Consider the following 23081-nt stretch of genomic DNA (forward strand, 5'->3'; position numbering starts at 1 on the left):
TCAGTAGATCAGGTCGTCGTCGTTCTCGACCATGTACAGCGTTCGAGCGGCGATGTTGACCGCGTGGTCGCCGACGCGCTCGATGTCACGGATCGTCAGCAAGAGCCGAGAAACGTCGGCCATCAGCTGTTCGATGTCGGTCTCGCTGGAGTCTGCGTCGATCTGGCGCTCGATGAGGTCGCGGACGACCGCCTCCGAGGCGTCCTCGCACTGTTCGTCGATGACGTCGTCGGTCTCGGCGATCGCGTAACACTGCTCGGGGTCTTCCTCGCTGTAGGCGACCATCGCGTCCTCGATCATCTCGACGACGGCCGTGCCGATATCCTGGATGTCGACCTCCGGGAACACGTCGCGCTCGGCGTCCATCGAATACTCGCCGAGGTTCGTCGCCAGGTCGCCGACCCGTTCGAGGTCGGTGATGATCTTGAACGAGGCCGCGATAAACCGGAGATCCGAAGCGACCGGTTGCTGGAGCGCCAGCAGATCGATACAGTCCTGTTCGAGATCCAGATACAGTTGGTTCACCTCGTCGTCGCCGTCGATGACCTCCCAGGCGAGCTCCTCGTCTTTCTGTTCGAGCGCGTTGAGACCGAGCCGGAAGCGTTCGAGGACGACTTCGGACATGTAGAGGACGTCCTCACGGAGGGTTTCGAGCCGCTCCTGATACGATTCGCGTGGCATGGTCGGGAGTGTGCCGGACGCGCGTATCAGCCTTTCCCTTCTCTCAATATCTCCCGATACTCCTCGACAGCGGCGCAGCGATCGGCGTGACTCTGCCAATTTTAATAGTCCCGCGTGTGCGAGTGACGCCTGTCACGGCCGATCGATCGACGAGTCCGGTCGGCACTCGCGACGAGAGCGCCGAAAACTGATGTTCCAGACAGAATCCACCGGGATCAACCCGGCCGAGCGGGGTCGTCACGCGTTATGAATACTGTCGTAAACTGGCACAAGAGCGTCGCACTGACCGGAACGGTCGTGAAGTTCCTCTCGGTAGCGATGCTCGTTCCGCTGGTAACCGCGATCGTCTACGGCGAGGACGTCGTCGTCTTCGGGATCTCGATCATCGTCGCCGTGGGCCTCGGATTCGGGCTGGAACAGCTCGACGGGGACGAAGACCTCCAGTCCCGGGAGGCGCTGCTGTTCGTCGCACTCGCGTGGTTCGTCGTCGCCGTCGTCGCCGCGGTGCCGTACGTCCTGGCCGGCTACGGGACCGAGTCGACCCTGGCGGACCCGGTCAACGCCCTCTTCGAAGCGATGTCGGGCATCTCGACGACCGGCGCGACCGTGATGGGCTCGATCAGTACCGACAGCCACTCCCACGCGCTGATGCTGTGGCGCCAACTCACCCAGTGGCTCGGCGGCATGGGGATCATCGTCCTGATGGTCGCGATCCTGCCGGAACTGTCGGTCAACGGTGCACAGCTGGTCAGCGAAGAAGCGCCCGGTCCCACCTTGGAGAAACTCACGCCCCGGATCGCCGAGACCGCCCGTATCCTCTGGCAGGCGTACTTCGCGTTCACCGTCCTGCTCGCGGTCCTGTTGTACGGCCTGCACGTGCTGGGCTACGCCCCGGAGATGGACCTGTACACTTCCATCGCACACGCGTTCTCGACGCTTCCGACTGGCGGCTTCTCGACGAGGGCAGACAGCATCGCTGCCTTCTCGGTGGCCGTCCAGTGGATCGTCATCCCGTTCATGGTCGTCGCCGGCACCAACTTCGCGCTGTTCTGGCACCTGTTCGACGGCGACCTGGGACGGCCGCTCCGTGATCGGGAGTTCCGTGCCTACGCCGGGGCCATCGCCGTCCTGACAGCCGTGCTCACCGGCCTGCTGTTTTTCCGGGCCGCACCGACCGTCTCGCCCGGTGGAACCACGCAGGGGACCTTCTGGAACGCGTTGCGACAGGCCGCCTTCCAGGTCGGCTCGCTGATGAACTCCACGGGATACGCGACGAGTAACTTCGCCGAGTGGGACACACACGGACAGCTCGTCCTCCTGTTCACCATGTTCATCGGGGGGTCGGCCGGGTCGACCGGCGGGGGAATCAAGGTGATCCGCTGGCTCATCGTTCTCAAGTCGTTGCGCCGCGAGCTGTTCCAGGTGACCCATCCCGAAGCCGTCCAGCCGATCCGGCTGGGCAGCCACGTGATCGACGAGAAGGCGATCCGAGGGGTCGTCGGCTTTACGCTCCTGTACTTCCTGCTGTTCGGACTTGGTGCGGTGTTCATCGCCCTCGATGCTGCCCGAGTCGGTATCGAACTGACCGCCCTGGAGGCCGTCGGTGCGAGCCTGGCGGCCATCGGGAACATCGGCCCCGCGTTTGGCCGGCTCGGACCGTTCGGCTCGTATCTCATGCTGCCGGACACGACGAAGTTCGTGATGATCCTGCTGATGTGGGCGGGCCGCCTGGAGATCATCACCGTCCTGGCGGTGTTCACCCCGACGTTCTGGCGGCGTTAGGACCGCCAGTACGCCCTCGTCAACAGGACGAACACCGGCAGGATCTCCAGCCGGCCGGCCCACATCAACAGGATCAGGTACACTTTACTGGTCGGGGCGAAGTCGATGTAGCTGTTCATCGGACCGACAGCACCGAAGCCCGGACCGACGTTGCCAAGCGTCGCCGCGACGGCAGACATGACCTCCAGTACGGAGACCGAGTAGCCGACCCGCACCGTATCCAGGAACACCAGCACGACGCTAAGGAAGAAGAGAACGACGTACAGCAACGTGAACGCGTAGATCCCCCGGATCGCCCGCTCGTCGAGCGCCCGTCCGCCCAGCGTGACCGGCGTCACGGCCTCGGGGTGGACGATCGTGAACAGCTCGCGGCGCAACGATTTGATGATGACCAGCCAGCGGATCACCTTGATCGAACCGCCGGTCGAGCCGGCCGATCCACCGAGAAACATCGCAAACAGCAGAAGGGCCTTCGTCGACTGGCCCCAGGTGTTGAAATCCATCGACGCGTAGCCGGTCGTCGTCACGATGGAGACGACCTGGAACGTGGCGTGTCTGAGCGCTCGTTCCGCGTTGCCCGGAACGGTCGGCACGCCGCTCGGGCTGGATTCCAGCCCGGCGCCGACCCCGGCAAAGAGAAGCCCGGCGATGACGGCCGTGAACGCGGCCATCACGCCCGTATAGAAGCGGAACTCGCTGTCTGCCGGGAGCGAGAGCGGCTCCTCCCTGAGTGCGCGCCAGATCAGCGCGAAGTTGGTGCCGGCGACGACCATGAACGGGATGACGATCCACTGGACGACCGCGGAGAACGCTTCGATCGAACGGGCTTCGGGGGAGAAGCCGCCCGTCGGGAGCGTCGTCAGCCCGTGGGCGACCGCGTTGTACACGCCCATGTTCGGCGCGAACCCCGACACGTGGGCGCCGTACAACAGGCCGATCTCCAGCAGCGTAAACCCGAAGTACGCGAGCCAGAGCACGCGGGCGGTCTCGGCGATGTGTGGCGTGAGCTTCTCGATTCCCGGGCCGGGTGCCTCCGCGTCCATCAGTTGGGCACCACCCACGGAGAGTTCCGGAAGGATAGCCACGGCGAGAACGACGATCCCCATGCCGCCGAGCCACTGGGTGAGTTGGCGCCACAGCAACAGGGCGTGTGAGTGTCGTTCGAACCCGATCGAACCCATCACGGTCGCGCCGGTCGTTGTGAACCCGGACATCGACTCGAAGAGGGCGTTGACCGGATTCGCGAGCGTCGACTCGGTCCCGTAGCCCGCAATCAGGTAGGGGAAGGTGCCGACGATCGCGACGGCCAGCCACGTGAGCGACACCATCAGGAACGCTTCACGGGCACCCATATCCGGGTCAGCGTCGAACTGTTCCAGCGCGACGCCCAGGACGACGCTCACGACGATCGTGACACCGAACGTCGTGATCCCGTCACCGTAGTACAGCGCGACGAGCAACGGGAGTACCAGCGGGACCGAGAGGTACTTTACGACGGTCCCGACCAGCGAAACGGAGGCCCGCCAATCGACACGAAGGTCCCCGTATCCCGGACCCGTACTGGTGAGAGTCACAGTTTCGCGCTGGCCTCGTCGAGGGCCGCGGCGTCGACGAACACGACGACGTGATCGTCGGGCTCGATGACAGTGTCACCACGGGGGATGACCAGTTCGCCGTCGCGGGTGATCGCGCCGATGACGACTCCGTCCGGGAGGTCCCCGACGGACTCCCGGATCGGACGCCCGGCCAGCACGCTGTCGGCGTCGACCTCGATTTCGAGGACCTCGGCGCGGTCGGACTGGATGATCGCGACGTTTTCCGCACGGTGTTCCCGGGTGAACCGGGTGATCTCCTCGGCGGTGACCTCTCGGGGGTTGATCGCCACGTCGATGCCGACCTCCTTGAACAGCTCGACGTACTCCCCGGCGTCGACGATCGCGACGGCCCGGTCGGCGCCCAGACGCTTGGCGAGCAGTCCGGCGAGCAGGTTCTTCTCGTCGCTATCGAGGGCCGCGACGACGGCGTCGACGTCCTCGACGTGTTCCCGTTCGAGGAACTCGCGGTCTGTCGCGTCGCTCTCCAGGACGGTCGTTCCGGAGAGTTGCTCGGCCAGTTCCCGTGCCCGCTCGTGGTCGCGCTCGATCAACCGGGGTTTGAGTCCGCGTTCCTGGAGGAGGCGTGCAGTGTGGTAGCCGATGTCGCTGCCGCCGACGATGAGTACGTCGCGAGCGCGGTCGAGCGCCGGCGATACGTCGTGTGCAAACGACTGGACGCTGTCGCGGCTGCCGATGACGATGGCGTCGTCGCCCGTCTCGATGACGGTGTCCCCGCTGGGGATGACGACATCGTCGTCCCGGATGATCGCGGCGAAGGTAAGCGACTCGTAGCGGTCGGCCTCCTCGACGGTCTGGCCAGTGACCGGACTGCTCTGGATGATCTCGAACTGGGCCATCTGGACGATGCCGCCAGCGAAGGTTTCGACGTCGTTTGCCGCGGGGAGCCCGATGACGCGACTGACAGTCTCTGCGGTCATGAGATTCGTCGCGACCATGTGGTCGACGCCGAGTGCTCCCTCGGCGTGCTCCCAGGTCCGGAGGAACCGGGCGCTCTTGACCCGGGAGATGGTGAACACGTCCGCGACGGTCTTTGCCGTCCCGCAGGTGACGATGTTCGTCTCGTCGTTGTCTGTGCTGGCGATCACCATGTCCGCCCCGTCGATTCCGGCCTCTTGGAGCGTATCCAAGTCCGCACCGTCGCCCTCGACGCCGAGGACGTCGACGTCGTACATCAACTTCTCGACCCGGTCGCCGTCGACGTCGACGACGGCCACCTCGTGCGAGTCCGCGAGGCTCTCGGCGATGGCGGAGCCGACCTCGCCGGCACCGACGATGATTACGTACACGCGCGACCCTCCGCGTCGTTCATGTCTGCCCGCTTCAGGTGGCCGCGTAAAGTGGGTTTCTATCTCACAGGTACCGCCAGACGTGAACGTTAACTAGCGTCCGTGCTTCGAGGAGGATATGAACCGGTCAGCCGCAATGTGGTCGCTGGATCGCCACGAGCATCGGCCCCCCGACGGGAGGTCCTACCATGGCTGACCTGTTGGATCGGGTCATCCTCCCGGTCGACAGCGACGAGGACGCAGCGAGTTCCGCACGGGCGCTCGCGGGACAGGACTACGGCGAGGTCGTCGTCATCAACGTCATCGAGAAGGCCGGCGGCGCACCTGACAAGGCCGGCGTCGAGCAGCGCGAACTCGCCGCCGAAGAGATGTTCGAGGCCGCCAGGGACGTCCTCGGGGACATCGAGACCGAGATCAGCTACGGAACCGATGTCGTCGAGACGATCTTCGGGGCGGCCGCGGACCACGACGCGACGGCGGTCGTCGTGACACCACGGGGCGGGAGTCGGTTCGTGCAACTGATCACCGGTGACGTGGCACTGCGCCTGGTCACGGAGAACGACCGCCCGGTGGTCGTGCTGCCCGACGCCGAGTCGACGACGGAGGTGACAGACGGCGATGGGTGACGAGGACCTCGCGAAGGATCTCGGCCCGTTGGCCGCGCTGACGATCGGTGTCGGAACGATGATCGGGGCCGGGATCTTCGTTCTCCCGGGCGAGGCGATCATGAACGCCGGTTCGATGGCCGCCGTCGCGTTCGTCCTCGGGGGTGTCATCGCGATGTTCACGGCGCTGTCGGCCAGCGAACTCGGGACCGCCATGCCCCGCTCGGGCGGTGCGTACTACTACGTCAACCACGCGCTGGGGCCGCTGTTTGGCTCGGTCGCCGGCTGGGCGAACTGGCTCGGCCTGGCGTTCGCCAGCGCCTTCTACATGGTCGGCTTCGGCCGCTACATCGCACGGATCTTCGGACTCAGTGGCTCGGTCGGTGCCGGGCCGCTCTCGCTTTCGTACATCCAACTGATCGCACTGGTCGGCGGAGCCCTCTTCGTCGCGATCAACTACGTCGGCGCCAAGGAGACCGGTCGGCTCCAGAACGTCATCGTCGTCCTCCTGGTGGCCATCCTGGCGGTGTTCACCTTCCTGGGGACGCTGCGGGCCGACCCTGCGAACCTCCCGCCCGCCCGTGACGTCGTCACGACACTGGAGACGACGGGACTGATCTTCGTCTCGTATCTGGGGTTCGTCCAGATCACGAGCGTCGCCGAAGAGATCAAAGACCCGGGAAAGAACCTCCCGCGTGCGGTCATCGGTAGCGTCGTCCTCGTGACGGTCATCTACGCGCTGGTCTTGGTCGTCATGAGCGCGGCCGTCCCCCAAGGGTTCATCGCTGACCTGTTCGTCGACATCCCGGCGGACGAGCCACGACCCATCGCCGTCGTCGAGATCGGGGAGTACCTCCAGGGGGCGCTGATGGGCGGTGCGTTGCTGTTCGGCGGCCTGCTGGCGACGGCCTCCAGCGCGAACGCGTCGATCCTGGCGTCCTCGCGGATCAACTTCGCGATGGGACGGGACGGTATCGTCACGCCGGCGCTCAACGAGATCCACGATCGCTTCGGGACGCCCTACCGCGCCATCGGGATCACCGGCGGGCTCATCCTGCTGTTCATCGTGATCGGCGACATCGCGCTGCTGTCCGGTGCCGCCTCCGGCCTCCACCTGATCATCTACGGGCTGTTGAACATCGCACTGATCGTGATGCGGGTCGTCGCACCCGAGGAGTACGCGCCGGACTTTACCGTCCCGCTGTTCCCGCTGTTGCCGATCCTGGGCACGATACTGTCCTTCGCCCTGCTCGCCTTCGTCCCGGGCGAGGCGCTGTTGCTCACGTTCGGGATCGCCGGTGCGGCCGTCCTCTGGTACGTCGGCTACGCCCGGACCCGCACCGAGAAGCAGGGCATCCTCTCGGAGCACATCCTCTCGCGCTCGGACGAGTTGCCCGACGCTGCGGTCAACGCCGCCGCGGGGGTCCAACCCGACGGGGGTCAGTACCGCGTGATGGTCCCGCTTGCGAACCCGGAACACGAGACGGAACTCATCACGCTTGCCAGCGCCATCGCCAAACAGCGTGGTGGGACAGTCGTCGCGACCCACATCGTCACGGTACCGGACCAGACCGCCCTGGCCGGCGCTGCCGAGCGTGCCGACGAGATCGACGAGACCTCGGCCGGATTGCTCCAGAGTGCCCGTGAGGACGCCGAGACGTTCGGCGTCGACGTCGAGACACACACGATCATCTCCCACCGATCGTTCGACGAGATCTTCGACGCCGCCAAGACCCACGACGCGGACCTCGTCGTGATGGGGTGGGGGCCGGACGCCCACGGCTCGCCGGGCCGCGCCGAGTCCGCGTTCGACGAACTGACCGAGTCGGTGCCGTGTGACTTCCTGGTGTTGCGCGACCGCGGGTTCGACCCCTCGCGAATCCTCCTGCCGACCGCCGGCGGTCCGGACTCGGATCTCTCGGCCGAGATCGCGCGACTGCTCCAGGCCGAATACGGCTCGGAAGTGACGCTGTTGAACGTCGCCAGCGGCGACGAGTCCGAGGCCGAAGCGCGGGACTTCCTAGACGCCTGGGCTGCCGATCACGAACTCACGGACGCCACACGCCGGATCGAAACCGGAGACGTCGAGCACGCGATCGAATCGGCCGCCGAGGACGCGACACTGGTGTTGATCGGCGCGACCGAGGAGGGACTGCTCCGGCGGCTGATGTCGGGATCCCTCGTGCTCGACGTCGTCGACGACGTGGAATGTTCGGTCCTGCTGGCCGAGAAACACCGGAGCCGCAGCCTGTTGGAGCGGTTGTTCGGGTAACCGACGCCGGGACCCCCGTCTCGGACGGGGAACGAATTATGCCGCGGGCCGCCGTTGCCCCGAACGATGCCGGAGCTATCGATCACCGAGTCCCAACGGGAGCAACTCGAAGCCGTCCGTGCCGACGTCGAAGCGGCCTTCGTCGAGACGTACGGCCACACGACGGTCGAAGACGCGCTGGACTACCTGCTGGACACGTACACGCCGCCGGACGAGCAGGGGGAAGAGCGCGGCCCCTACGACCGCATCGCGTCGGCCGAGTACCCCGAACTCCAGCAGATCGCCTCGACCGTCGACGACATCCCGGGCAGCGGTATCAACGCCGACGAGATGCGTGGGAAGCTCCTGACGACACTTGGACCGGCGGAACTCGCACGCCGCCTCGACGGTGTGGAGGTCGACGGTGACGAGACGGCGTCGGACGACGGGGACAGTCCCACCGCCGACGCTACGTCCGCCGGCACGGCGACCCCTGAAAACGAGGACGACGATACCGATGGCGCAGACGCCGACGACACCACTGACGTGACCGACGACGAAGCCACGGACGGCGACACGGACGACGGGGAGACAGGTGGAAACGGCCCCAGCGGCGTCCTCGCGGCGGCCAACCGGCTCCTCCGGGAACACGACGACAAGTGGCGCAAAAGCGAGACTAGCGAGGAGCCCTACGAGGTCGATCTCCCGGACGGGACGACGACGGGCGTGCGGACGAAAGACGACGTCCGGCAACTGCTGTTCCGACACTACTGAGCCAGCCCACAGCTATTTGCTCGCCGACCGAGTACGGGTGCGTGTATGGTACACTGCCCTGAATGTGAGACAACCCTGGCCGAGGCGGACGACATCGAGTTCTCCGAGATGGACGCCACGACCGGGTTCCTGGCGGCATCCAAGCGGTTCTACACCGCCAACTGTGCCGCCTGTGGCGCAACGATCGGCAGCGGCGTCGCCGGCGCGAAGGCCGGTGGCGGTGGTGCCGTCTGAGAACTACCGACAACCGAATCACGATCGCCCACCAATGGTTCACTGCCCCGAATGCGAGGCGACTCTGGACGCACAGGACGACGTGGAGTTCGTCGAGATGGACGCGACGACCGGATTCTTCGCCGCTTCCAAGCGGTTCTATCTCGTCGCGTGTACCGAGTGTGGCGCCGCCATCGGCAGCGGCGTCGCCGGCGCGAAGGCCTGAGTCGACCCGGGCCAGAGAGTGACCGACATCGCTCGATGAAACTGCCGACGACCGATTCTATACTCTTCCCTAAGTTTTAAATTAAATCGGTAGACAAACCTCTCCAAGATGAGCAATCGAGGGGGTACCGAGGGAGGAGGGAGACGGTCAGTTCCGTCGCCGGTTCCGCCCGACGACACCGACGCCTGGTACGCGCCGTCGGTCCGCGAGCAAGACGAACTCTATCCTGGCGTCGTCGTCACCATCCGCTCGCGCGAGGACGGGTTCGGCTACGAGGTCCGTGAACCGGTCCTCGCTGCCGGGGAAGCCGAGGCACTCGCGACGGTCGAGAGCTATTTCGAGACGGCCGAACGACAGCGGCCACGGACCAGAGAAGGTGCTGTCGAGCGGATGGAACGGGGATTCGACCCGAAACACCAGCAGGTGATCGACCGGCTCGTCGACTGCTCGCCGGCCGGCCGTCGCCGCATCGAATACCACGCACTCTGTTCGCTGGCGTGTCTCGGCGAACTGACGCCGTACGCACTGGACGACCGGATCGACGTCGCCGATATCGACGACGACGGGGTCGTCGTCCACACCGCCGACTACGCGCCCGCCGAGACCGACCTCGACACCGATCCGTCCTACATCGATCGGTTCACCAGCGAGCGCGTCGAGCGCCACACCGTCGAGTTTCACGAGTTCGAGATCCCGGTCGTCGTCTACCGCGAACACCTACTGGGGTCGGACCCGTTCACCACGAAATACGCCGTCAGAGAACCGTCGCTACTGCCCGGCGACGAGACACTCATCAAGGAGTGTAAAGAGCGCATCTGGGAGACAAACGTCGACGGACTCGTCGAGGACCGCGTCGAGTTCGTCCGCGAGCGTGCCCGATCACTGCTCGCACGACAGTTGACGGTCCGAAACACGACCGAGTGGCTCGATGCGGCCAGATACAGACTGCGGGCCGCCCTGGCGGAGTTCGACCTGGCGGTCCCACCGGTCGACAGTCGGTTCTCCGACGGCCGCCTCGACGACCTGCTGTACTACGTCCTCCGTGATCTGGTCGGATACGGACAACTGACAGTTCCGATCCGTGATCCGACGCTCGAAGACATCGAAGCGAACCGCGTCGGCGAACGGATCAAAGTGCTCCCCCGGGCGGACCTGGGCCACGACGGCCGGGTCCCGACGAACCTCCAGTTCGACTCCGAACAGGGGTTCGTCAACGTCGTCACCCAGTTGGCGACTGACGACGGGACCGAACTCAACGCTTCGAACCCGAGTGCGAAGGTCAACGTCGATCCCGACAGCGAAGCCGTCCACGACGCCGACGAGACGGTCCGCTGTGCGGTCGCGCTCCCGACGATCAGCGAGGGCGGCCCACACATCTCGATCCGCAAGCAGTCAGCCGACGCGATGACACCAGTCGATCTGATCGAGCGGGACTCGCTGCCGACGGAACTGGTCGCGCTGCTGTGGCTGTTCTATGAATCCCACGGCGTCGTCCTGTTTTCGGGTGCAACCGGTGTCGGGAAGACGACGTTGATGAACGCCCACATGCCGTTCATCCCCTACCGTGACCGTCCGATCAGTATGGATGAAGGGTCACGGGAGGTCCGGATTCCACACGAAACTGGGGTGTCGCTGACGACACGGGACCACGAGCGCGACCACCGGCGCGTGACGATGGCTGACCTGATGACACAATGCAACTACCTCAACCCGGATATCGAGGTTATCGCCGAGATCAACACGCCAGCGTCGTTCGAGACGTTCGCAGAGGCGCTCAACACCGGCCACGGCGTCATCGGGACGACACACGCCGACGACATCGAGACGCTCGTCAATCGCAGCATCGAGAAGGGAGTCCCGACCTATCTGTTGGAAGAGATCGATCTGGTCGTGTTTCCGCGGCATATCGACGGTGACCGCTACGTCGGCGAGGTGGTCGAGTTCGTCGACGAGCCACAGAGCGGCGACCGGGCCGGCACGATCCGGAAGGACGGCACCGTCCTCCACTACAATACGGTCTGCTGGCGAGAGTCCGACGGGAGCTACGCCGTCGGCTACGACCACCCGTCACTCGGCGACGAGGACCGCCAGGTCCGGACCGAGGTGTTCGAACGACTCGGGCGACTCAGAGACGAACCCGTCGAAACCGTCGAGGATCGGTTCCACCGCCGCCATCGGTACGTCAAGTATCTGGTTCGGGAAGGCTGTCGGGACTTCGACGACCTGTTCGGCGTCCTGGCCGATCTCCAGACCAACGAGGCAGCGACCGTCGAGCGACTGCGCCGACAGGCGGAGGCGGACGGCGCTGGAGTCGAGACAGGGGTGAGCGATGACGACTGATGGGACGCTCGGACTGCTCGACCGAGGATTGTATGCCCTGTTCGGGCATCACGCGGACGATACTCGCCACGTCCGTACGCGAGAGCTGTATCGAGAAGCGAACCCGGACGTCGACTTCGGTCTGTACGTGGCACGGCTGTACGCACTCTCCTGGATACTCTGTCTGGCGAGTGGGGCGGTGGCCGCATCGGCTGTCGCACTGCTCCCGCCGGCAACCGTCGACGCGGTCACGACGGCCGGGAGCAACAGCCTCCCGGTACTCGATCGTGTACAGCTGCCCGCAGTCCCGCGTGGAGTCGCTGCCGCCGGTGTCGGGCTCGTCGTCGGGACCCTCGCACGCTGGGTCGTCTTCAGGCTGGGCGGTCGATACCTCGCCTGGGTCGCCACGGCACGGCGGGCCGACATCGAGTCGACACTGCCGGGAGCGGTCCGGTACCTCCGCGTCCTCGCTGCGGGGGCACAGGATCAGCGAGCGATGTTGCGAGCGGTCGCCCAACAGGACGCGTACGGCGAGACCGCCGTCGCGTTCCGACGCGCGCTCAACCGGGCCGCGCTGACCGGGAGCCTCGACGAAGGGTTAGAGCGAGTGGCGAGCGAAACTCCGTCTCGGGACCTCCTCGCGCCGTTCCTGCTGAAGTTCCGGGAGCACGCGAACCAGAGCGCCGAAGCGCTGGAGGGATATCTGGAGATGGAAGGACGGCTCCTCTCACACCAACAGAGTCGGCGCCACGAGCGAGCGACGGGGTATCTCGAACTGCTCGCGGAACTGTTCGTCGTCTTGCTGATCCTCCCCGCACTCGTCGTCCTCATCGTGACGGTGATGAGCGTCCTCGCGCCGGGGCTGTCGAGAGCTGTTTCGACCCCGGTGGGGTCGGTCTCGACACAGACCGTCGTCGTCGCAGGCAGTGCCGTCTTCGTCCTCGCCGCCGGCGCACTCTCGGCCGCGGTCGTCGTCACGCTCCGGCCACACAACGCGGCAGCACCGTCGTACAGCCGTCCGGAGAACCTCGTCTCGATCCTGGCGACTGCGCCGTCGAACCCGGCAAGTGCGACGGCCGTCTGTCTCCCGATCGGCGGACCGATCGCAGCCGGGTTGTGGGCGCTGGGGTACGGGCCGTTGAACGTCGCCATACTCACGTACGCGGCCGTCGGCCTCCCGATCGGAGTGGTCTCGATCCGCCGTGCGAGACGAGACGACGCCAAAGACCGAGAGATACAGGACTTCGTCCACGCAGTCGCGGGGCACGTGGCACTCGGGCGGCCGTTCCCGGACGCAGTCAAACGTGTCGCACAGGACATCCAACTCGGTGCGCTCGCCGACGACGTCAGGGCGCTTGCCTTCACGCTGGACCTGGGCGACAGCCCCGCCGACGCCTCGGCGGACCGCCGTGCCGCGGCGCTCGATCAGTTCGTCGACCGGGTCGGGACGCCGCTGGCCGAGCAGACGGTCGGGCTCGTCGTCGGTGCCCTCGACGCCGGCAGCGACGCCGAGGAGATATTCGAGACGCTCCAGACGGAGATCGGGAAACTCTATCACCAGCGGAAGGCGCTCCGGTCGGCGCTGCTCGTCTACGTCGCCGTCGGCTGGACGACCGCGCTCCTCGTCGTCTGTATCACCGTGGCGGTAAACGTCTACGTCCTCGACCGGTTCGCACAGCTGTCGGCGGTCACCGGCGGACAGAGCATCGCGTTGAACCCGAGAGCGATCGATCCTGCCAGTGCTCGTCGCCGGTTCTATCTCGTCACGCAGGCCACGATGGTCTCCTGTGGCTGGTTCGCTGGAACCGCCAGTCGGGGTGTCTACGAGGCGTTGCTGCACTCCAGTCTGCTGGTCGTGTTGGGCTACGTCGTCTACGCTGGGGTGGGACTACTGTGAGGCGAGCACAGTCACACGTCGTCGGGGTCGTCCTCCTGTTGGGGTTGACCCACGTCGCGCTCGGCGGCCTCACCGCGACGGTCGGCAGCATCGTCGACGGACAGACGGCCACGGCCGACGCGACGCGGGTCGCGGATGCGTTTCAAAACGGGCTAGAACCCAGTGAACGGACCGGCCAGGGGACAACACAGCTCCGATTCACCGACGGACACGTCGGGAGCGCCGAGCGGGAACTACGCGTGCTAAACGCCAGCGGTGTCGTCCGTGTCGTCCCGATAGACGCGCTCGTCTACACCACGTCAGGCGCCCGAACAGCGTTCGTCGGCGGCGCCGTGGTTCGGGGTCGACCCGACGAGGCGTGGCTCGTTCGCGAGCCGTCGCTGACCGTCACACGGACGAAAGACACGTTAGTCGTCGGGGCACCACGGCTCAACGCCAGCGGCGGTGCGGTCGCCGGCGATACCGTGACCGCACGGCTCCGGACGAACGTCAGCCACACTCGGGAGCGGTTCCCCAGGGCCGATTATCGGATCGCGATCGAGACGGCGACACCCGAGGCGTTCGGGCGGTACTTCCGCCAGTTGGGACTGGCGACGCGGACCCGCGATATCGACGGTGACGGGACGCCGAGCGTCGTCGCTAGCGTCGGCGGACGGGAGACCGTCTATCTCGTCGTCCACGACATGCGAACGGAGGTAGCACATGGATAGTCGTGGACTCAGTACGGTCGTCGAGAAGCTACTGGGGCTCGGTATCGTCGTCCTCTACATCGGGCTCCTGACGACGACGTTGTACGGCGGCGTGGTGCCTGAGTATCAGTCCGCAGTGGGGAGTGAACTCGGAGAGCGGACGCTAGTGCAGTCGGCGGCACGGATCGAAGCGGCGGTGCCACCGCGAGCGCGGACCGTGACCGCCAGCGTCCAGGTCGATCTGCCGGCGACCATCGACGGAGCCGCCTACACGATCCGGACAGACGGTGATTCGCTCGTCCTCGACCACCCGGACCCGTCGATCGACGGGCGTGTCCAGCCGGTCCTTCCGAGCCGGGTCGACAGCCTCGACGGAGCCTGGGAGAGCGGAGAGCAGACGACCGTCAGGGTAACCGGCGGGCGGGGAAACGTGACGGTGACACTGGAGGGGGATTCATGAGGGAATCACTGGACAGGCCCGCGGCGGAACGAGCACAGACCTCACTCCCGTCGCTCGCAGTCGCTCTGGTGTTGTTGACCGTCGTAACCGGACTGGCACTGGCAGTCGCGGACGGAACGCTTTCCGGACACGATCGAACAGCCGACGAACGGCGACTGGCCGTGACGACTGCCGATCGGCTCGTGGCTCCGGCGGGACCGCTGGCGGCACGCGCCAACGTCCTCAACGCGACACGGGTCGCCACATTCGACCGGGGACGACTCGTTCGATCGGTTCCGCCGGCGCGGAATACCACCGTCGCAGTCTCGCTGAACGGCTCACGGCTGGCAGCGACTGGAACGACGAGCGGGGGAACGACGGTTCGGCGGATCGTCCTCGTCGAGCGTCGTGAGACACGGACGGTCACCCCGAACGTAACCGGGAGCGGTTCGGTGACGTTGCCCCGCCGGACCGACAGCGCGACGATCACGGTTTCGACACCGCCTGGGACGGAACTCTGGACGGTCAGAGCCGACGAGCGGGTCGTCCTGCACAACCGGAGCGGGCTAAACGGGACCTTCACCGTGTCGCTGGTCCCCTACGAAACGACGGAACTGCGTTTCGAGGGAGCCGGAGTGGTCCCAGCAGGCTCGGTGACTGTAAAGTACGCACCGCCCCGGACGACGAAGGCGACGCTGGTGGTGACCGTCGATGCGTAGGGGACAGCTACCGCTGTCGGTACTCGAAGTGGCTATCGGCGTCGTGGTGATCCTGAGCGTCACGCTCGGCTTCGCGCTTGGACCACCGGCGGCGGACGCCCGCGGCCCACAACTGGAAGCGTACGCTACCGACGTGGCGACGGTACTGGCAAACGAACAGCCACGCCACGGTGGGTCGACACGGCTCCGGGAAGTCGTCGCGAGCGAGGCAGCGTTCGATCGGGAACGCGGAGCGCTCGAACGACGCGTCGAACGGATTCTCCCCGGAAACGTTCTCTTTCGGATCGAGACACCACATGGGAGCGTCGGCCTCGCCCAGCCACGACAGACGGTGACAGGGACGGCTGTCGTCCCGACTGGCGCCGGACAGGTCAGCGTCGAGGTGTGGTACGCGTGAGCGAACGCGGACAGCTCGTCCTCGTCGCCGCGGTACTGGTCGCGATCGCGATCGCGCTACTGGTGCTTGCGGCGTTACAACTCGGCTATCACGGGGACGTCCATGCGACAGCCGACGACGACGATCCGACCGCCGCGACGCTACGCGTCCTCGAACGGTCGGTGCCAGCAGCCAGTCGAGGCATTCCACGGGACTACAGCTGGTCCCGCCGCAGTGCCGCAGTCAGTGCCGTCCGCGGGACCCTCGCACCGACGCTCGATCGGCTCCGGACAGCAGGCGTCCGGGAGGGCGTAGTTCGGAACGTGAGCTACAACGAGACGGCCGCGACAGCCTGGCAACGTTCGAACTGTGCCAGCGGTCCGAACCGTGCGTTCGGACCGTGTCGGACCGACCGGGGCGTCGCTGTCCAGGAGCGCACCGGACGAACCCACGTGTTGGCGGTCGGGTTCGACGTGACAGTCACCACACAGCGGGGTCGGACCGCTGTCACCGTCGTCGTCCCGGTGACTGGCTGAGGACGCGACTGGACACGACCGAGTCATTCTTTACCGTACGGCCGTATGTCGTAGTAATGACACGGGATGCAGTTCACCGGGACATCCAATTTCTGACCGGCTCACCCGCACGGTTCGCCGTGGTCTCCGCGCTGGCCGAGTCGCCGGCGCGTCCCTGTGAACTGTGTGAACGGATCGACGCGACGCGGACGACGATCCAACGGATCTTAGCTGGCTGTAGCGACCGGCAGTGGGTCCGGAAAGTCGACGGGGACTACCGGTTGACGCTAACCGGTCGACGGATGTACGAACGGTACGCCGCACTGGTGAACGAGGCCGAGCGAGCCAGGGAGTTCGGCCCGCTTGCGCAGTATCTCGGACCGATCGGCGACGAACTCCCCGATATCGTCTTCGACGCCGGAAGGATAACCGTCAGCAGCGAACAGACGCCGCTCGCACCCGTCAACCGGCTCACCGACTGGTTTGCCGACGCCGAAGGGCCGGTCAAGACGATCTCCCCGATCGTGGCAGCGACGTTCAACGAGGCTGCTGCAACGTTGTTGGAACGAGGCGTCCGGATCGAATCGATCATCGACGACGGCGTCTTGGAGCGTTCCGAACGGGAGTTCCGCGAGGAACTGGAACGGGGGATCGACCACGAATCGATCGAGTTCTACGTCCACGAATCGTCGCTCGACTTCGGGCTCGTCGTCGACGACCGCGGGTGCTGTCTGGGTGCCTACGACGACGGGAACAACCTCCGTGTGGCATTGGTCGTCGAGGACCCCGTCGCACGGGAGTGGGCGATCGACCAGTTCGAACAGTACCGTGCGGCTGCGACGCCGCTCGGGACCGTGTTGTCGGCACCGGAGTGAAAACGGATGGCGGCGACCAGCGGATGAAGGAGGGGCCGAAGCGTCAGGTGGGGCACCCGTGGACGCCGTAGCGGAAGGGCGTCCGTTACTGAAACCGATACCGACCTATATCTACGCACTGCACTGTGTTACTGACCCGAACACATGTTACAGCAGTTGTAACACCAAGTTCCGGACCACGGGTACGACCCGACGGTCACCGGGCAGTGACTGTCGGGTCGTGCCGGTTCAATCTATAAGTAACATCGGGGCGTCGGTGTGGATATGTCACCACCCGGACGGGAAATCCAGTACACTGAATCGGATGTCATCGAGGTGTTCAAGCAGCGTGAGGATTACGCTGAGCCACTGACCGCGTCGGAGATCGCCGATCGATTGGGTTGTTCTCGCCGAACGGCACTGAACAAGTTACACGCACTCGAAGACGAGACTGATATCACGAGCAAGAAAGTCGGCGGGCGCTCGCGTGTCTGGTGGATTCCCGTTCGGACCGACTAGAGGTCCCACTCCTCGGCACGCTCCTGTGCCTCCGTACGAGCCTGTTCGCGGATCGCTTCGATCTTCGCTTCGTTCTCCAGGAAGGCCTCGACCGCTCCCTGTGTCGACTCCTCGGTCGAGTCCGCTCTCTCGTCCGTCGAAGCGCGTCGCCGCTCCGTCGGTGCGGCCCGTCGTGTGCTCCGTGCCAGGGCTGGGTCCCCGGCGAGTCGCTCCGCGGCCATCCCGGGCGGAATCACGTCGTCCCCGGAGTCGGACAGTACCGACGACTCGGTCGCGTACATCGTGACGTGGTACGGCCCGGGAACGGCCAGGTCCGCGAGCGCCGGCGGGCCGCCCCGCTCGGTACCGGTGTGGTAGGCGCGTGTCGGGACGCCGTCTTCGAACGTGACGACACCCCGCCCGTCGGCGTCGAGCAGAAGCGCGTCCTGGGATTCAAAGACCGTGTAGCCGGTAAAGCCCCGGTCGAGCGCCTCGGCGAGTGTGTCGCGCGGGTCAGCGACGACGCGTGACTTCTCCAAGCGACCGCGGGACAGGTTCATGGCGGTTCGGGGATGACGGCACTGCGGACCCGATCGGCCACAGTCTCCGAGGGAACCGGTTGTACGGAGAGTCCGTCTGCAACACGGCGAAACGCGCCGGCGGCGTCACACTCCGGTGCGTGAGCGAGTAGTGGCCGGCCGGCGCGGCGGGCCTCGCGGGCCTGCTCGCTCTCGGGCACTGTCGCCAGGGTCGGTCCGTCGAAATACCGCTCGGTCTTCTCGGCGATCCCCTCGATGTCCTCGTCGGGTCGGACCTTGTTGAACAGGACACCGGCGACACCGGTCCCGTAGGAACTCGCGTACTCCTGAACCTTCAGACCGTCCGAGATCGCGGGGATCGTCGGCTGGAGGACGACGACGATCCGATCGGCCATCACGATCGGGAGGACCGCAGCGCGACTATCCAGTGCCGGTGGGGAGTCCAACAGCAGGACGTCGGTGTCGGTCGCGAGCGTCGCGACGGCCTCACGGAGTCGTTTCGGATCGGCGTCACGGAACCCGTCGAGGCTCGTTCCGCAGGGGACGACCCTCATCCCGAAGCGGTCGTAGGTGGCCTCACCGATCGGGCGGTCGCCGGCGAGGACGTCGTGGAGCGTCGTCTCCACGTCCGAGAGGCCCGCGTGAAACAGCAGGTTAGCCATCCCAGTGTCGGCGTCGACGACGGTCACGTCGTACCGGTCGGCCAGTGCCATCCCCAGGGCGACCGTGCTGGTGGTCTTCCCGGTCCCACCCTTCCCGCTGGCGACGGCGAAGACTTCGACCATGGCGGTTCTGGGTTCGCGCTCGCACAAAAAACTTCGCAGGTTTTGCGGCTGAAAAAACTCAGTCGATACCCAACGGCCCGAGGTCGACGTGGTCGACGACGAGCGCAGCCGCCCGGTCGTAGGCGTTGTCCCGATCACAGTCAAGCTCCAGTTGATACTCCGTTCCGGCCGTTTCGATCGTATTTTTCACGAAGGCAACTCTCGGTTCGTCGTTGGCGAAGATGTCGTGGAGGTAGGTTCCGAGGACCGTATCCGTCGCTGCCCCGGTCGAGTCGAACGGCCGGGAGACGTCGGCGGTCGGCGTCGTCTGACCCATGTGGATCTCGTATCCTTCGACGACGCCGGTCGCACCGGCTAATGGACCGACCCCGTCGAGACGGCGGGTGACACGTTCGACGGTCTTCTCTGGCGAGAAGGTCGTCTCGACGGGGAGCAACCCCAGTCCTTCGACTGTCTCGCTGTCGCCGGTCCCCTCGATGTCGGCGTTGTGGATACGATCGCCGAGCATCTGGTACCCGCCACAGAGCCCGACAATGGGGCCGTCGAACGCCGAGAGCGCCGTGTCGAAGCCGGCCTCCCGGAGTGCGAGCAGGTCGTCGACCGTGTTCTTGCTCCCGGGAAGGACAACCGCGTCGGCGTCGGTCAGCGAGGCCGAGAGCGGGAGGTAGGCGACACGGACGCCCGGTGTCGCGGCGAGTGGCTGGAGATCGGTGAAGTTCGAGATGTGGGGCAACCGTGGGACGGCGACGGTAACCGCCTCCGCGTCGGCGACGCCGTCGTCGGTTCCCTCGATCGCCTGCTGCCCGACCGGCGGGAGTGCGACGCTGTCTTCCTCCGGCAGTCCGGGGTCGTCGTGGGGGAGCACGCCAAGGACCGGGACGCCCGTTCGGTCCTCGAAGGCGTCGAGCCCGGGCGCGAGCAGCGATCGGTCGCCTCTGAACTTCGTGATCACCGCGCCGACGACTCGGTCCCTGATATCCGTCGGCAGCAACTCCAGTGTACCGACGAGCGAGGCGAAGACGCCGCCGCGCTCGATGTCGGCCACGAGGAGGACGTCGGCGTCGGCAAAGCGGGCCGTCTCGACGTTTGCCAGGTCACGGTCGTGGAGGTTGATCTCGGCGATCGATCCCGCCCCCTCGGCGACGATCACGTCGTGGTCGGCCGCGAGTCGACGGTGGGCCGCGCGGGCGGCCCCGAGCGCGTCGTCCCAGTATCGATCGTAGTACTGTCCCGCCGGAACGTCCGCGACGGCCTCGCCGTCGACGACGAGTTGGGACTCCCCGTCCCCTCGCGGTTTCAACAGGACAGGGTTGTGGTCCGTCTCCGGGGGGACGCGGGCCGCCCGGGCCTGGACGTACTGGGAGACGCCGATCTCGCCACCGGGTGTCGCACGGGCGTTCGTGCTCATGTTCTGGGCCTTGTACGGCGCGACCGATCGACCACGGTCGGCCAACACACGGCAGAGTCCCGCCGCTACAGTGCTCTTTCCCACGTGGGAGGCTGTTCCGGCCACCAGTATCGTCCGCGCGTCCGGCATCTATCGACCGTTCCGCGGGCGACGGACAAGAGTGGTTCGGCGGCGAGTCAGTACTCCGTTCCCTTGCGCGCGGAGTGACCGGCATCGAGGGGGTGTTTCACCTTGCTGACCTCGCTGACGAGGTCGGCGTGGTCGAAGAGGTACGCCGGCCGGTCGTGTCCCCCGGTGAGGACGAGTTCGAGCGAGTCGGGTTTGGATTCGATCAGCGCGAGGACGTCCTCGGGGTCGATCAGGCCGCGGTTGGCGGCGTACAGCACCTCGTCGAGGACGAGCATGTCGACGCCCGTGTCGGCCGGCGCGTCGGCACCGAACGGTTCGTCTGCGGGTGCCTCGGCCGTCGCGTCGACGATCTCGCGAGCGCGGTCGAGGGCGCCTTTCGCGCGTGCGGCGTGTTCGTCGTCGTCGCTCCCGTCCAGGAAGCCGTGCCAGCCGTAGTGGCCCGCGTTCTCGTAGGAAAAGCCCGGCAGGGCCGCGATGGCGTTGTACTCGCCCCGCACGTCCTCGACCGTCCCGGTCCCGCCTTTCATGAACTGGAGGAGGTGGACCCGGTAGCCGTGACCGACCGCCCGGGTCGCCATCCCCAGGGCGGCGGTTGTCTTTCCCTTCCCGTCGCCCCACCAGACCTGAACGAGGCCGAACTCGTCGGGGCTCGCCGGTTCGATCGGTTCCGCCGTCGGGCCGGCGTCGTTGTCGTCCATACCGTGAGGTTACGGGCGGTCGACATCTGTCTGGCGGTCGGTGACGACGCCGTGGTCGGTGTCGGCCGGTACGGGCGGGCCGTCGTCGTAGTGGCTATCGAGGCTCGCAGCGACGGCGTCCCGGACACAGGCCCGCGTCGCGGCCCCGACCGTGGTCGCGCTCCCCGCGAACCCGGCCCGCTCGCAGTCGGGTGCCGAACCCACGAGGACGGCGTCGGAGGTCGTTCCCGGGACGCCGGCGAGCGCCTGGAGCGTCGCGGCCTTCGCCTCGACGGCGGTCGCCAGGAGCGTCGCCAGCGCGCCGTCGTCCAGCGCCCGCTCGACGCCGACGAGGAGGTTGACCGTGCCGGGACGCCACTCGTCCGTGCCGGTGCTGGCCTCGTCGGCGGCCGATCGGTCCGCGTGGACCGGGAGGACCGCGGGGTTCGAGAGTCCCGCCGTGGCGACGACGGTCACCGGCCCGTCGCGGGCACGGCGGGCGTCGGCCATCCGGACGCCGGTCAGCAGCGTCGGCCCGACCGGAAAGCCGGCGGCTCCGAGCCGTTCCGCCCGGTAGGCGTCGAGGTCGGTCCGGTCGAACGCCGTCGGGACCGTGACGTTGTAGGCGGCGTCGGCCCGCACGTAGCCGCCGTCCCACGCCGTCGACAGCCAGCGGGTACCGGGCCGGCGGAGCTGACAGACCCCCTCCCGGACTGTCGTCTGGAACGTCACACCGCCAGTGCCTCCAAGAGCCTGTCGTTGTCGGCCGGCGTGCGGACCGCGACACGGACGTGACGGTCGAGCCCGCGGAAGGTGCGCGCGTCCCGGAGCGCGATGCCGGCCTCGCGGGCCTCGGTCAGGAGGGCGTCGACGTCGGTGTCGGACACCGACAACAGGAGAAACGGGGCGTCGGAGGGAGCGACGCCGAACCGGGTCCGGAGGCGCTCGCGCATCCGTTCGCGTTCGCGGTCGACCCGCTCGCGCGTGCGGTCGACGAACGCCGTCTGTCCGTAACAGTGCGTGCCGACCGCGGCCGCGGCGGTGCTCATCGACCAGGCGCGCCGCGCCGTCACCAGCCGTTCCAGGTGATCGCCGGTCCCGACGGCGTACCCCATCCGGACGCCGGGGAGACCGAACAGTTTCGTCAGCGAGCGGGCGACGACGACCCCCTCACGCCCGGCCAGCGACGGGTCGTCCGTGAACCCGAGGAACGCCTCGTCGACCAGCAGCGTCGTCCCGGCGTCCCGACAGCGGTCGGCGAACGACCGGAGCGCGTCCGGGGCGGCGGTCTCGCCGGTCGGGTTGTTCGGGTTGCAGACGATCGTGAGCGCGTAGGGCTCGGGGTCCGCATCGAGTAGGTCGTCGTGGGCGACGAACGCGGGCTCGGCCCCCTGGAGACGGATCTCGCGTGCGTACTCGCCGAAACTCGGCCGGGGGACGAGGACGGCGTCGCCGGCCCGGACCGTCGTCTGGATCGCTAACCGGATCGCCTCCAGGCCGCCGGCGGTCGGGACGACCTGGCCGGGCTCGCAGTCGACGAACGCCGCGGCGGCCTCCCGGAACTCGGGATAGCCGTCGTCGGGATAGCTCCGCGCGCGGTCGAACGCGTCCTCGAAGACCCCGGTCACGCCAGGGGGAGTCGTTGGGTTCGTGTTGGCGCTGAAATCCAGCAGTTCCGGGTCGTCGCTGCTACCGTGTGGTACCCGGCCGTCGGCGTCGATAGCGCCGTCGATCCCACCCTGCGCCCGTAGTGCCGCGACCGTATCGGGGTCCATGTCCCTCGGGACGGTCGGCACCGTGGAG

Annotated in this window: 24 protein-coding genes; 15 read left to right on the top strand and 9 right to left on the bottom strand. The window is 66.7% G+C overall.

The genetic code is table 11. From position 1 onward, the window contains the following. Positions 1-681 carry a phosphate signaling complex protein PhoU gene (phoU, locus tag P0204_RS06970; RefSeq protein ID WP_276222844.1) on the bottom strand — a complete coding sequence of 227 codons (681 nt, stop codon included), beginning with the start codon at positions 679-681 and terminating at the stop codon, positions 1-3. Positions 682-927: 246 nt separating this feature from the next. On the opposite strand from phoU, the gene P0204_RS06975 reads away from it, so the two are divergent. Continuing rightward, positions 928-2463 carry a TrkH family potassium uptake protein gene (locus P0204_RS06975; protein WP_276222846.1) on the top strand — a complete coding sequence of 512 codons (1536 nt, stop codon included), beginning with the start codon at positions 928-930 and terminating at the stop codon, positions 2461-2463. Here the strand turns inward: P0204_RS06975 and P0204_RS06980 are convergent. Both P0204_RS06980 and trkA read right to left on the bottom strand, forming a co-directional pair. Next, positions 2460-4037: a TrkH family potassium uptake protein gene (locus P0204_RS06980; RefSeq protein WP_276222848.1), complete on the bottom strand. Its 1578-nt coding sequence runs from the start codon at positions 4035-4037 to the stop codon at positions 2460-2462. The two genes, P0204_RS06975 and P0204_RS06980, sit on opposite strands and share 4 nt — an antisense overlap. After that, the gene (trkA, locus tag P0204_RS06985) at positions 4034-5365 is read right to left on the bottom strand and encodes a Trk system potassium transporter TrkA (RefSeq protein WP_276222849.1); all 1332 of its coding nucleotides are present in this window, start codon (positions 5363-5365) and stop codon (positions 4034-4036) included. Before trkA ends, P0204_RS06980 begins: the two co-directional genes overlap by 4 nt. Positions 5366-5553: 188 nt before the next feature. Between trkA and P0204_RS06990 the strand changes: the two genes are divergently transcribed. The 14 genes from P0204_RS06990 (at position 5554) to P0204_RS07055 (ending at position 17761) form a co-directional block, all read left to right on the top strand. Then, the gene (locus P0204_RS06990; protein ID WP_276222850.1) at positions 5554-5991 is read left to right on the top strand and encodes a universal stress protein; all 438 of its coding nucleotides are present in this window, start codon (positions 5554-5556) and stop codon (positions 5989-5991) included. Further along, a complete protein-coding gene (locus P0204_RS06995; RefSeq protein WP_276222852.1) occupies positions 5984-8242 on the top strand; it encodes an amino acid permease in 2259 nt (752 codons plus the stop codon). Before P0204_RS06990 ends, P0204_RS06995 begins: the two co-directional genes overlap by 8 nt. Before the next feature lie 66 nt (positions 8243-8308). Continuing rightward, positions 8309-8995, top strand: a complete 687-nt coding sequence (locus tag P0204_RS07000; protein ID WP_276222854.1) for a hypothetical protein — start codon at positions 8309-8311, stop codon at positions 8993-8995. 45 nt (positions 8996-9040) lie between these two features. Further along, positions 9041-9229, top strand: a complete 189-nt coding sequence (locus P0204_RS07005) for a hypothetical protein (RefSeq protein ID WP_276222856.1) — start codon at positions 9041-9043, stop codon at positions 9227-9229. 34 nt (positions 9230-9263) lie between these two features. After that, complete coding sequence (locus tag P0204_RS07010; RefSeq protein ID WP_276222857.1) at positions 9264-9434, top strand: hypothetical protein; 171 nt, start codon at positions 9264-9266, stop codon at positions 9432-9434. 108 nt (positions 9435-9542) lie between these two features. Beyond that, positions 9543-11774, top strand: coding sequence for a type II/IV secretion system ATPase subunit (locus P0204_RS07015; protein ID WP_276222859.1), 2232 nt, complete (start codon positions 9543-9545; stop codon positions 11772-11774). After that, positions 11764-13650, top strand: a complete 1887-nt coding sequence (locus tag P0204_RS07020; RefSeq protein WP_276222860.1) for a type II secretion system F family protein — start codon at positions 11764-11766, stop codon at positions 13648-13650. Before P0204_RS07015 ends, P0204_RS07020 begins: the two co-directional genes overlap by 11 nt. Further along, positions 13647-14360, top strand: a complete 714-nt coding sequence (locus P0204_RS07025) for a DUF7289 family protein (protein ID WP_276222863.1) — start codon at positions 13647-13649, stop codon at positions 14358-14360. The genes P0204_RS07020 and P0204_RS07025 overlap by 4 nt, the downstream gene beginning before the upstream one ends. Then, on the top strand, positions 14353-14799 hold the full coding sequence (locus P0204_RS07030) for a DUF7266 family protein (RefSeq protein ID WP_276222865.1): 447 nt from the start codon (positions 14353-14355) through the stop codon (positions 14797-14799). The genes P0204_RS07025 and P0204_RS07030 overlap by 8 nt, the downstream gene beginning before the upstream one ends. Next, positions 14796-15497, top strand: a complete 702-nt coding sequence (locus P0204_RS07035; RefSeq protein WP_276222867.1) for a DUF7263 family protein — start codon at positions 14796-14798, stop codon at positions 15495-15497. Before P0204_RS07030 ends, P0204_RS07035 begins: the two co-directional genes overlap by 4 nt. Continuing rightward, complete coding sequence (locus P0204_RS07040) at positions 15490-15894, top strand: DUF7262 family protein (protein ID WP_276222869.1); 405 nt, start codon at positions 15490-15492, stop codon at positions 15892-15894. The genes P0204_RS07035 and P0204_RS07040 overlap by 8 nt, the downstream gene beginning before the upstream one ends. Then, positions 15891-16409, top strand: a complete 519-nt coding sequence (locus P0204_RS07045) for a DUF7261 family protein (RefSeq protein WP_276222871.1) — start codon at positions 15891-15893, stop codon at positions 16407-16409. The genes P0204_RS07040 and P0204_RS07045 overlap by 4 nt, the downstream gene beginning before the upstream one ends. 56 nt (positions 16410-16465) lie before the next feature. Continuing rightward, the gene (locus P0204_RS07050; RefSeq protein ID WP_276222872.1) at positions 16466-17263 is read left to right on the top strand and encodes a helix-turn-helix transcriptional regulator; all 798 of its coding nucleotides are present in this window, start codon (positions 16466-16468) and stop codon (positions 17261-17263) included. Positions 17264-17527: 264 nt separating this feature from the next. After that, positions 17528-17761 (top strand): helix-turn-helix domain-containing protein, encoded by a 234-nt coding sequence (locus tag P0204_RS07055; RefSeq protein ID WP_276222874.1) that lies wholly within the window; start codon positions 17528-17530, stop codon positions 17759-17761. Here P0204_RS07055 and P0204_RS07060 read toward each other — a convergent pair. From P0204_RS07060 to cobD, 6 genes are read right to left on the bottom strand one after another with little or no spacing between them, the layout of a single operon-like run. Further along, positions 17758-18300, bottom strand: a complete 543-nt coding sequence (locus P0204_RS07060; protein ID WP_276222876.1) for a DUF8054 family protein — start codon at positions 18298-18300, stop codon at positions 17758-17760. The two genes, P0204_RS07055 and P0204_RS07060, sit on opposite strands and share 4 nt — an antisense overlap. After that, complete coding sequence (locus P0204_RS07065) at positions 18297-19064, bottom strand: nucleotide-binding protein (RefSeq protein ID WP_276222878.1); 768 nt, start codon at positions 19062-19064, stop codon at positions 18297-18299. The genes P0204_RS07060 and P0204_RS07065 overlap by 4 nt, the downstream gene beginning before the upstream one ends. Before the next feature lie 58 nt (positions 19065-19122). Continuing rightward, on the bottom strand, positions 19123-20601 hold the full coding sequence (locus P0204_RS07070; RefSeq protein WP_276222879.1) for a cobyric acid synthase: 1479 nt from the start codon (positions 20599-20601) through the stop codon (positions 19123-19125). A 47-nt stretch (positions 20602-20648) separates the two neighbouring features. Continuing rightward, positions 20649-21299 carry a cob(I)yrinic acid a,c-diamide adenosyltransferase gene (locus P0204_RS07075; protein WP_276222880.1) on the bottom strand — a complete coding sequence of 217 codons (651 nt, stop codon included), beginning with the start codon at positions 21297-21299 and terminating at the stop codon, positions 20649-20651. A 9-nt stretch (positions 21300-21308) separates the two neighbouring features. After that, positions 21309-22010, bottom strand: a complete 702-nt coding sequence (locus tag P0204_RS07080; RefSeq protein ID WP_276222882.1) for an adenosylcobinamide amidohydrolase — start codon at positions 22008-22010, stop codon at positions 21309-21311. Continuing rightward, positions 22007-23053, bottom strand: coding sequence for a threonine-phosphate decarboxylase CobD (cobD, locus tag P0204_RS07085; protein WP_276222884.1), 1047 nt, complete (start codon positions 23051-23053; stop codon positions 22007-22009). Before cobD ends, P0204_RS07080 begins: the two co-directional genes overlap by 4 nt. Positions 23054-23081 lie beyond the last annotated feature (28 nt).

This window comes from Haloarcula halophila (assembly GCF_029278565.1).
Taxonomy (GTDB): Archaea; Halobacteriota; Halobacteria; order Halobacteriales; family Haloarculaceae; genus Haloarcula; species Haloarcula halophila.

What these genes read in the sequence shown, in the direction of transcription:
- P0204_RS07075 (WP_276222880.1), bottom strand. Translation starts at nt 21,299, where the DNA reads ATGGACGACAACGACGCCGGCCCGACGGCGGAACCGATCGAACCGGCG.
- P0204_RS07010 (WP_276222857.1), top strand. Translation starts at nt 9,264, where the DNA reads ATGGTTCACTGCCCCGAATGCGAGGCGACTCTGGACGCACAGGACGAC.
- P0204_RS06990 (WP_276222850.1), top strand. Translation starts at nt 5,554, where the DNA reads ATGGCTGACCTGTTGGATCGGGTCATCCTCCCGGTCGACAGCGACGAG.
- P0204_RS07035 (WP_276222867.1), top strand. Translation starts at nt 14,796, where the DNA reads ATGAGGGAATCACTGGACAGGCCCGCGGCGGAACGAGCACAGACCTCA.
- cobD (WP_276222884.1), bottom strand. Translation starts at nt 23,053, where the DNA reads ATGGACCCCGATACGGTCGCGGCACTACGGGCGCAGGGTGGGATCGAC.
- P0204_RS07065 (WP_276222878.1), bottom strand. Translation starts at nt 19,064, where the DNA reads ATGGTCGAAGTCTTCGCCGTCGCCAGCGGGAAGGGTGGGACCGGGAAG.
- P0204_RS07050 (WP_276222872.1), top strand. Translation starts at nt 16,466, where the DNA reads ATGACACGGGATGCAGTTCACCGGGACATCCAATTTCTGACCGGCTCA.
- phoU (WP_276222844.1), bottom strand. Translation starts at nt 681, where the DNA reads ATGCCACGCGAATCGTATCAGGAGCGGCTCGAAACCCTCCGTGAGGAC.
- P0204_RS07060 (WP_276222876.1), bottom strand. Translation starts at nt 18,300, where the DNA reads ATGAACCTGTCCCGCGGTCGCTTGGAGAAGTCACGCGTCGTCGCTGAC.
- P0204_RS07070 (WP_276222879.1), bottom strand. Translation starts at nt 20,601, where the DNA reads ATGCCGGACGCGCGGACGATACTGGTGGCCGGAACAGCCTCCCACGTG.
- P0204_RS07040 (WP_276222869.1), top strand. Translation starts at nt 15,490, where the DNA reads ATGCGTAGGGGACAGCTACCGCTGTCGGTACTCGAAGTGGCTATCGGC.
- P0204_RS07030 (WP_276222865.1), top strand. Translation starts at nt 14,353, where the DNA reads ATGGATAGTCGTGGACTCAGTACGGTCGTCGAGAAGCTACTGGGGCTC.
- P0204_RS07020 (WP_276222860.1), top strand. Translation starts at nt 11,764, where the DNA reads ATGACGACTGATGGGACGCTCGGACTGCTCGACCGAGGATTGTATGCC.
- P0204_RS07000 (WP_276222854.1), top strand. Translation starts at nt 8,309, where the DNA reads ATGCCGGAGCTATCGATCACCGAGTCCCAACGGGAGCAACTCGAAGCC.
- P0204_RS07015 (WP_276222859.1), top strand. Translation starts at nt 9,543, where the DNA reads ATGAGCAATCGAGGGGGTACCGAGGGAGGAGGGAGACGGTCAGTTCCG.
- P0204_RS06995 (WP_276222852.1), top strand. Translation starts at nt 5,984, where the DNA reads ATGGGTGACGAGGACCTCGCGAAGGATCTCGGCCCGTTGGCCGCGCTG.
- P0204_RS07055 (WP_276222874.1), top strand. Translation starts at nt 17,528, where the DNA reads ATGTCACCACCCGGACGGGAAATCCAGTACACTGAATCGGATGTCATC.
- P0204_RS07005 (WP_276222856.1), top strand. Translation starts at nt 9,041, where the DNA reads ATGGTACACTGCCCTGAATGTGAGACAACCCTGGCCGAGGCGGACGAC.
- P0204_RS06975 (WP_276222846.1), top strand. Translation starts at nt 928, where the DNA reads ATGAATACTGTCGTAAACTGGCACAAGAGCGTCGCACTGACCGGAACG.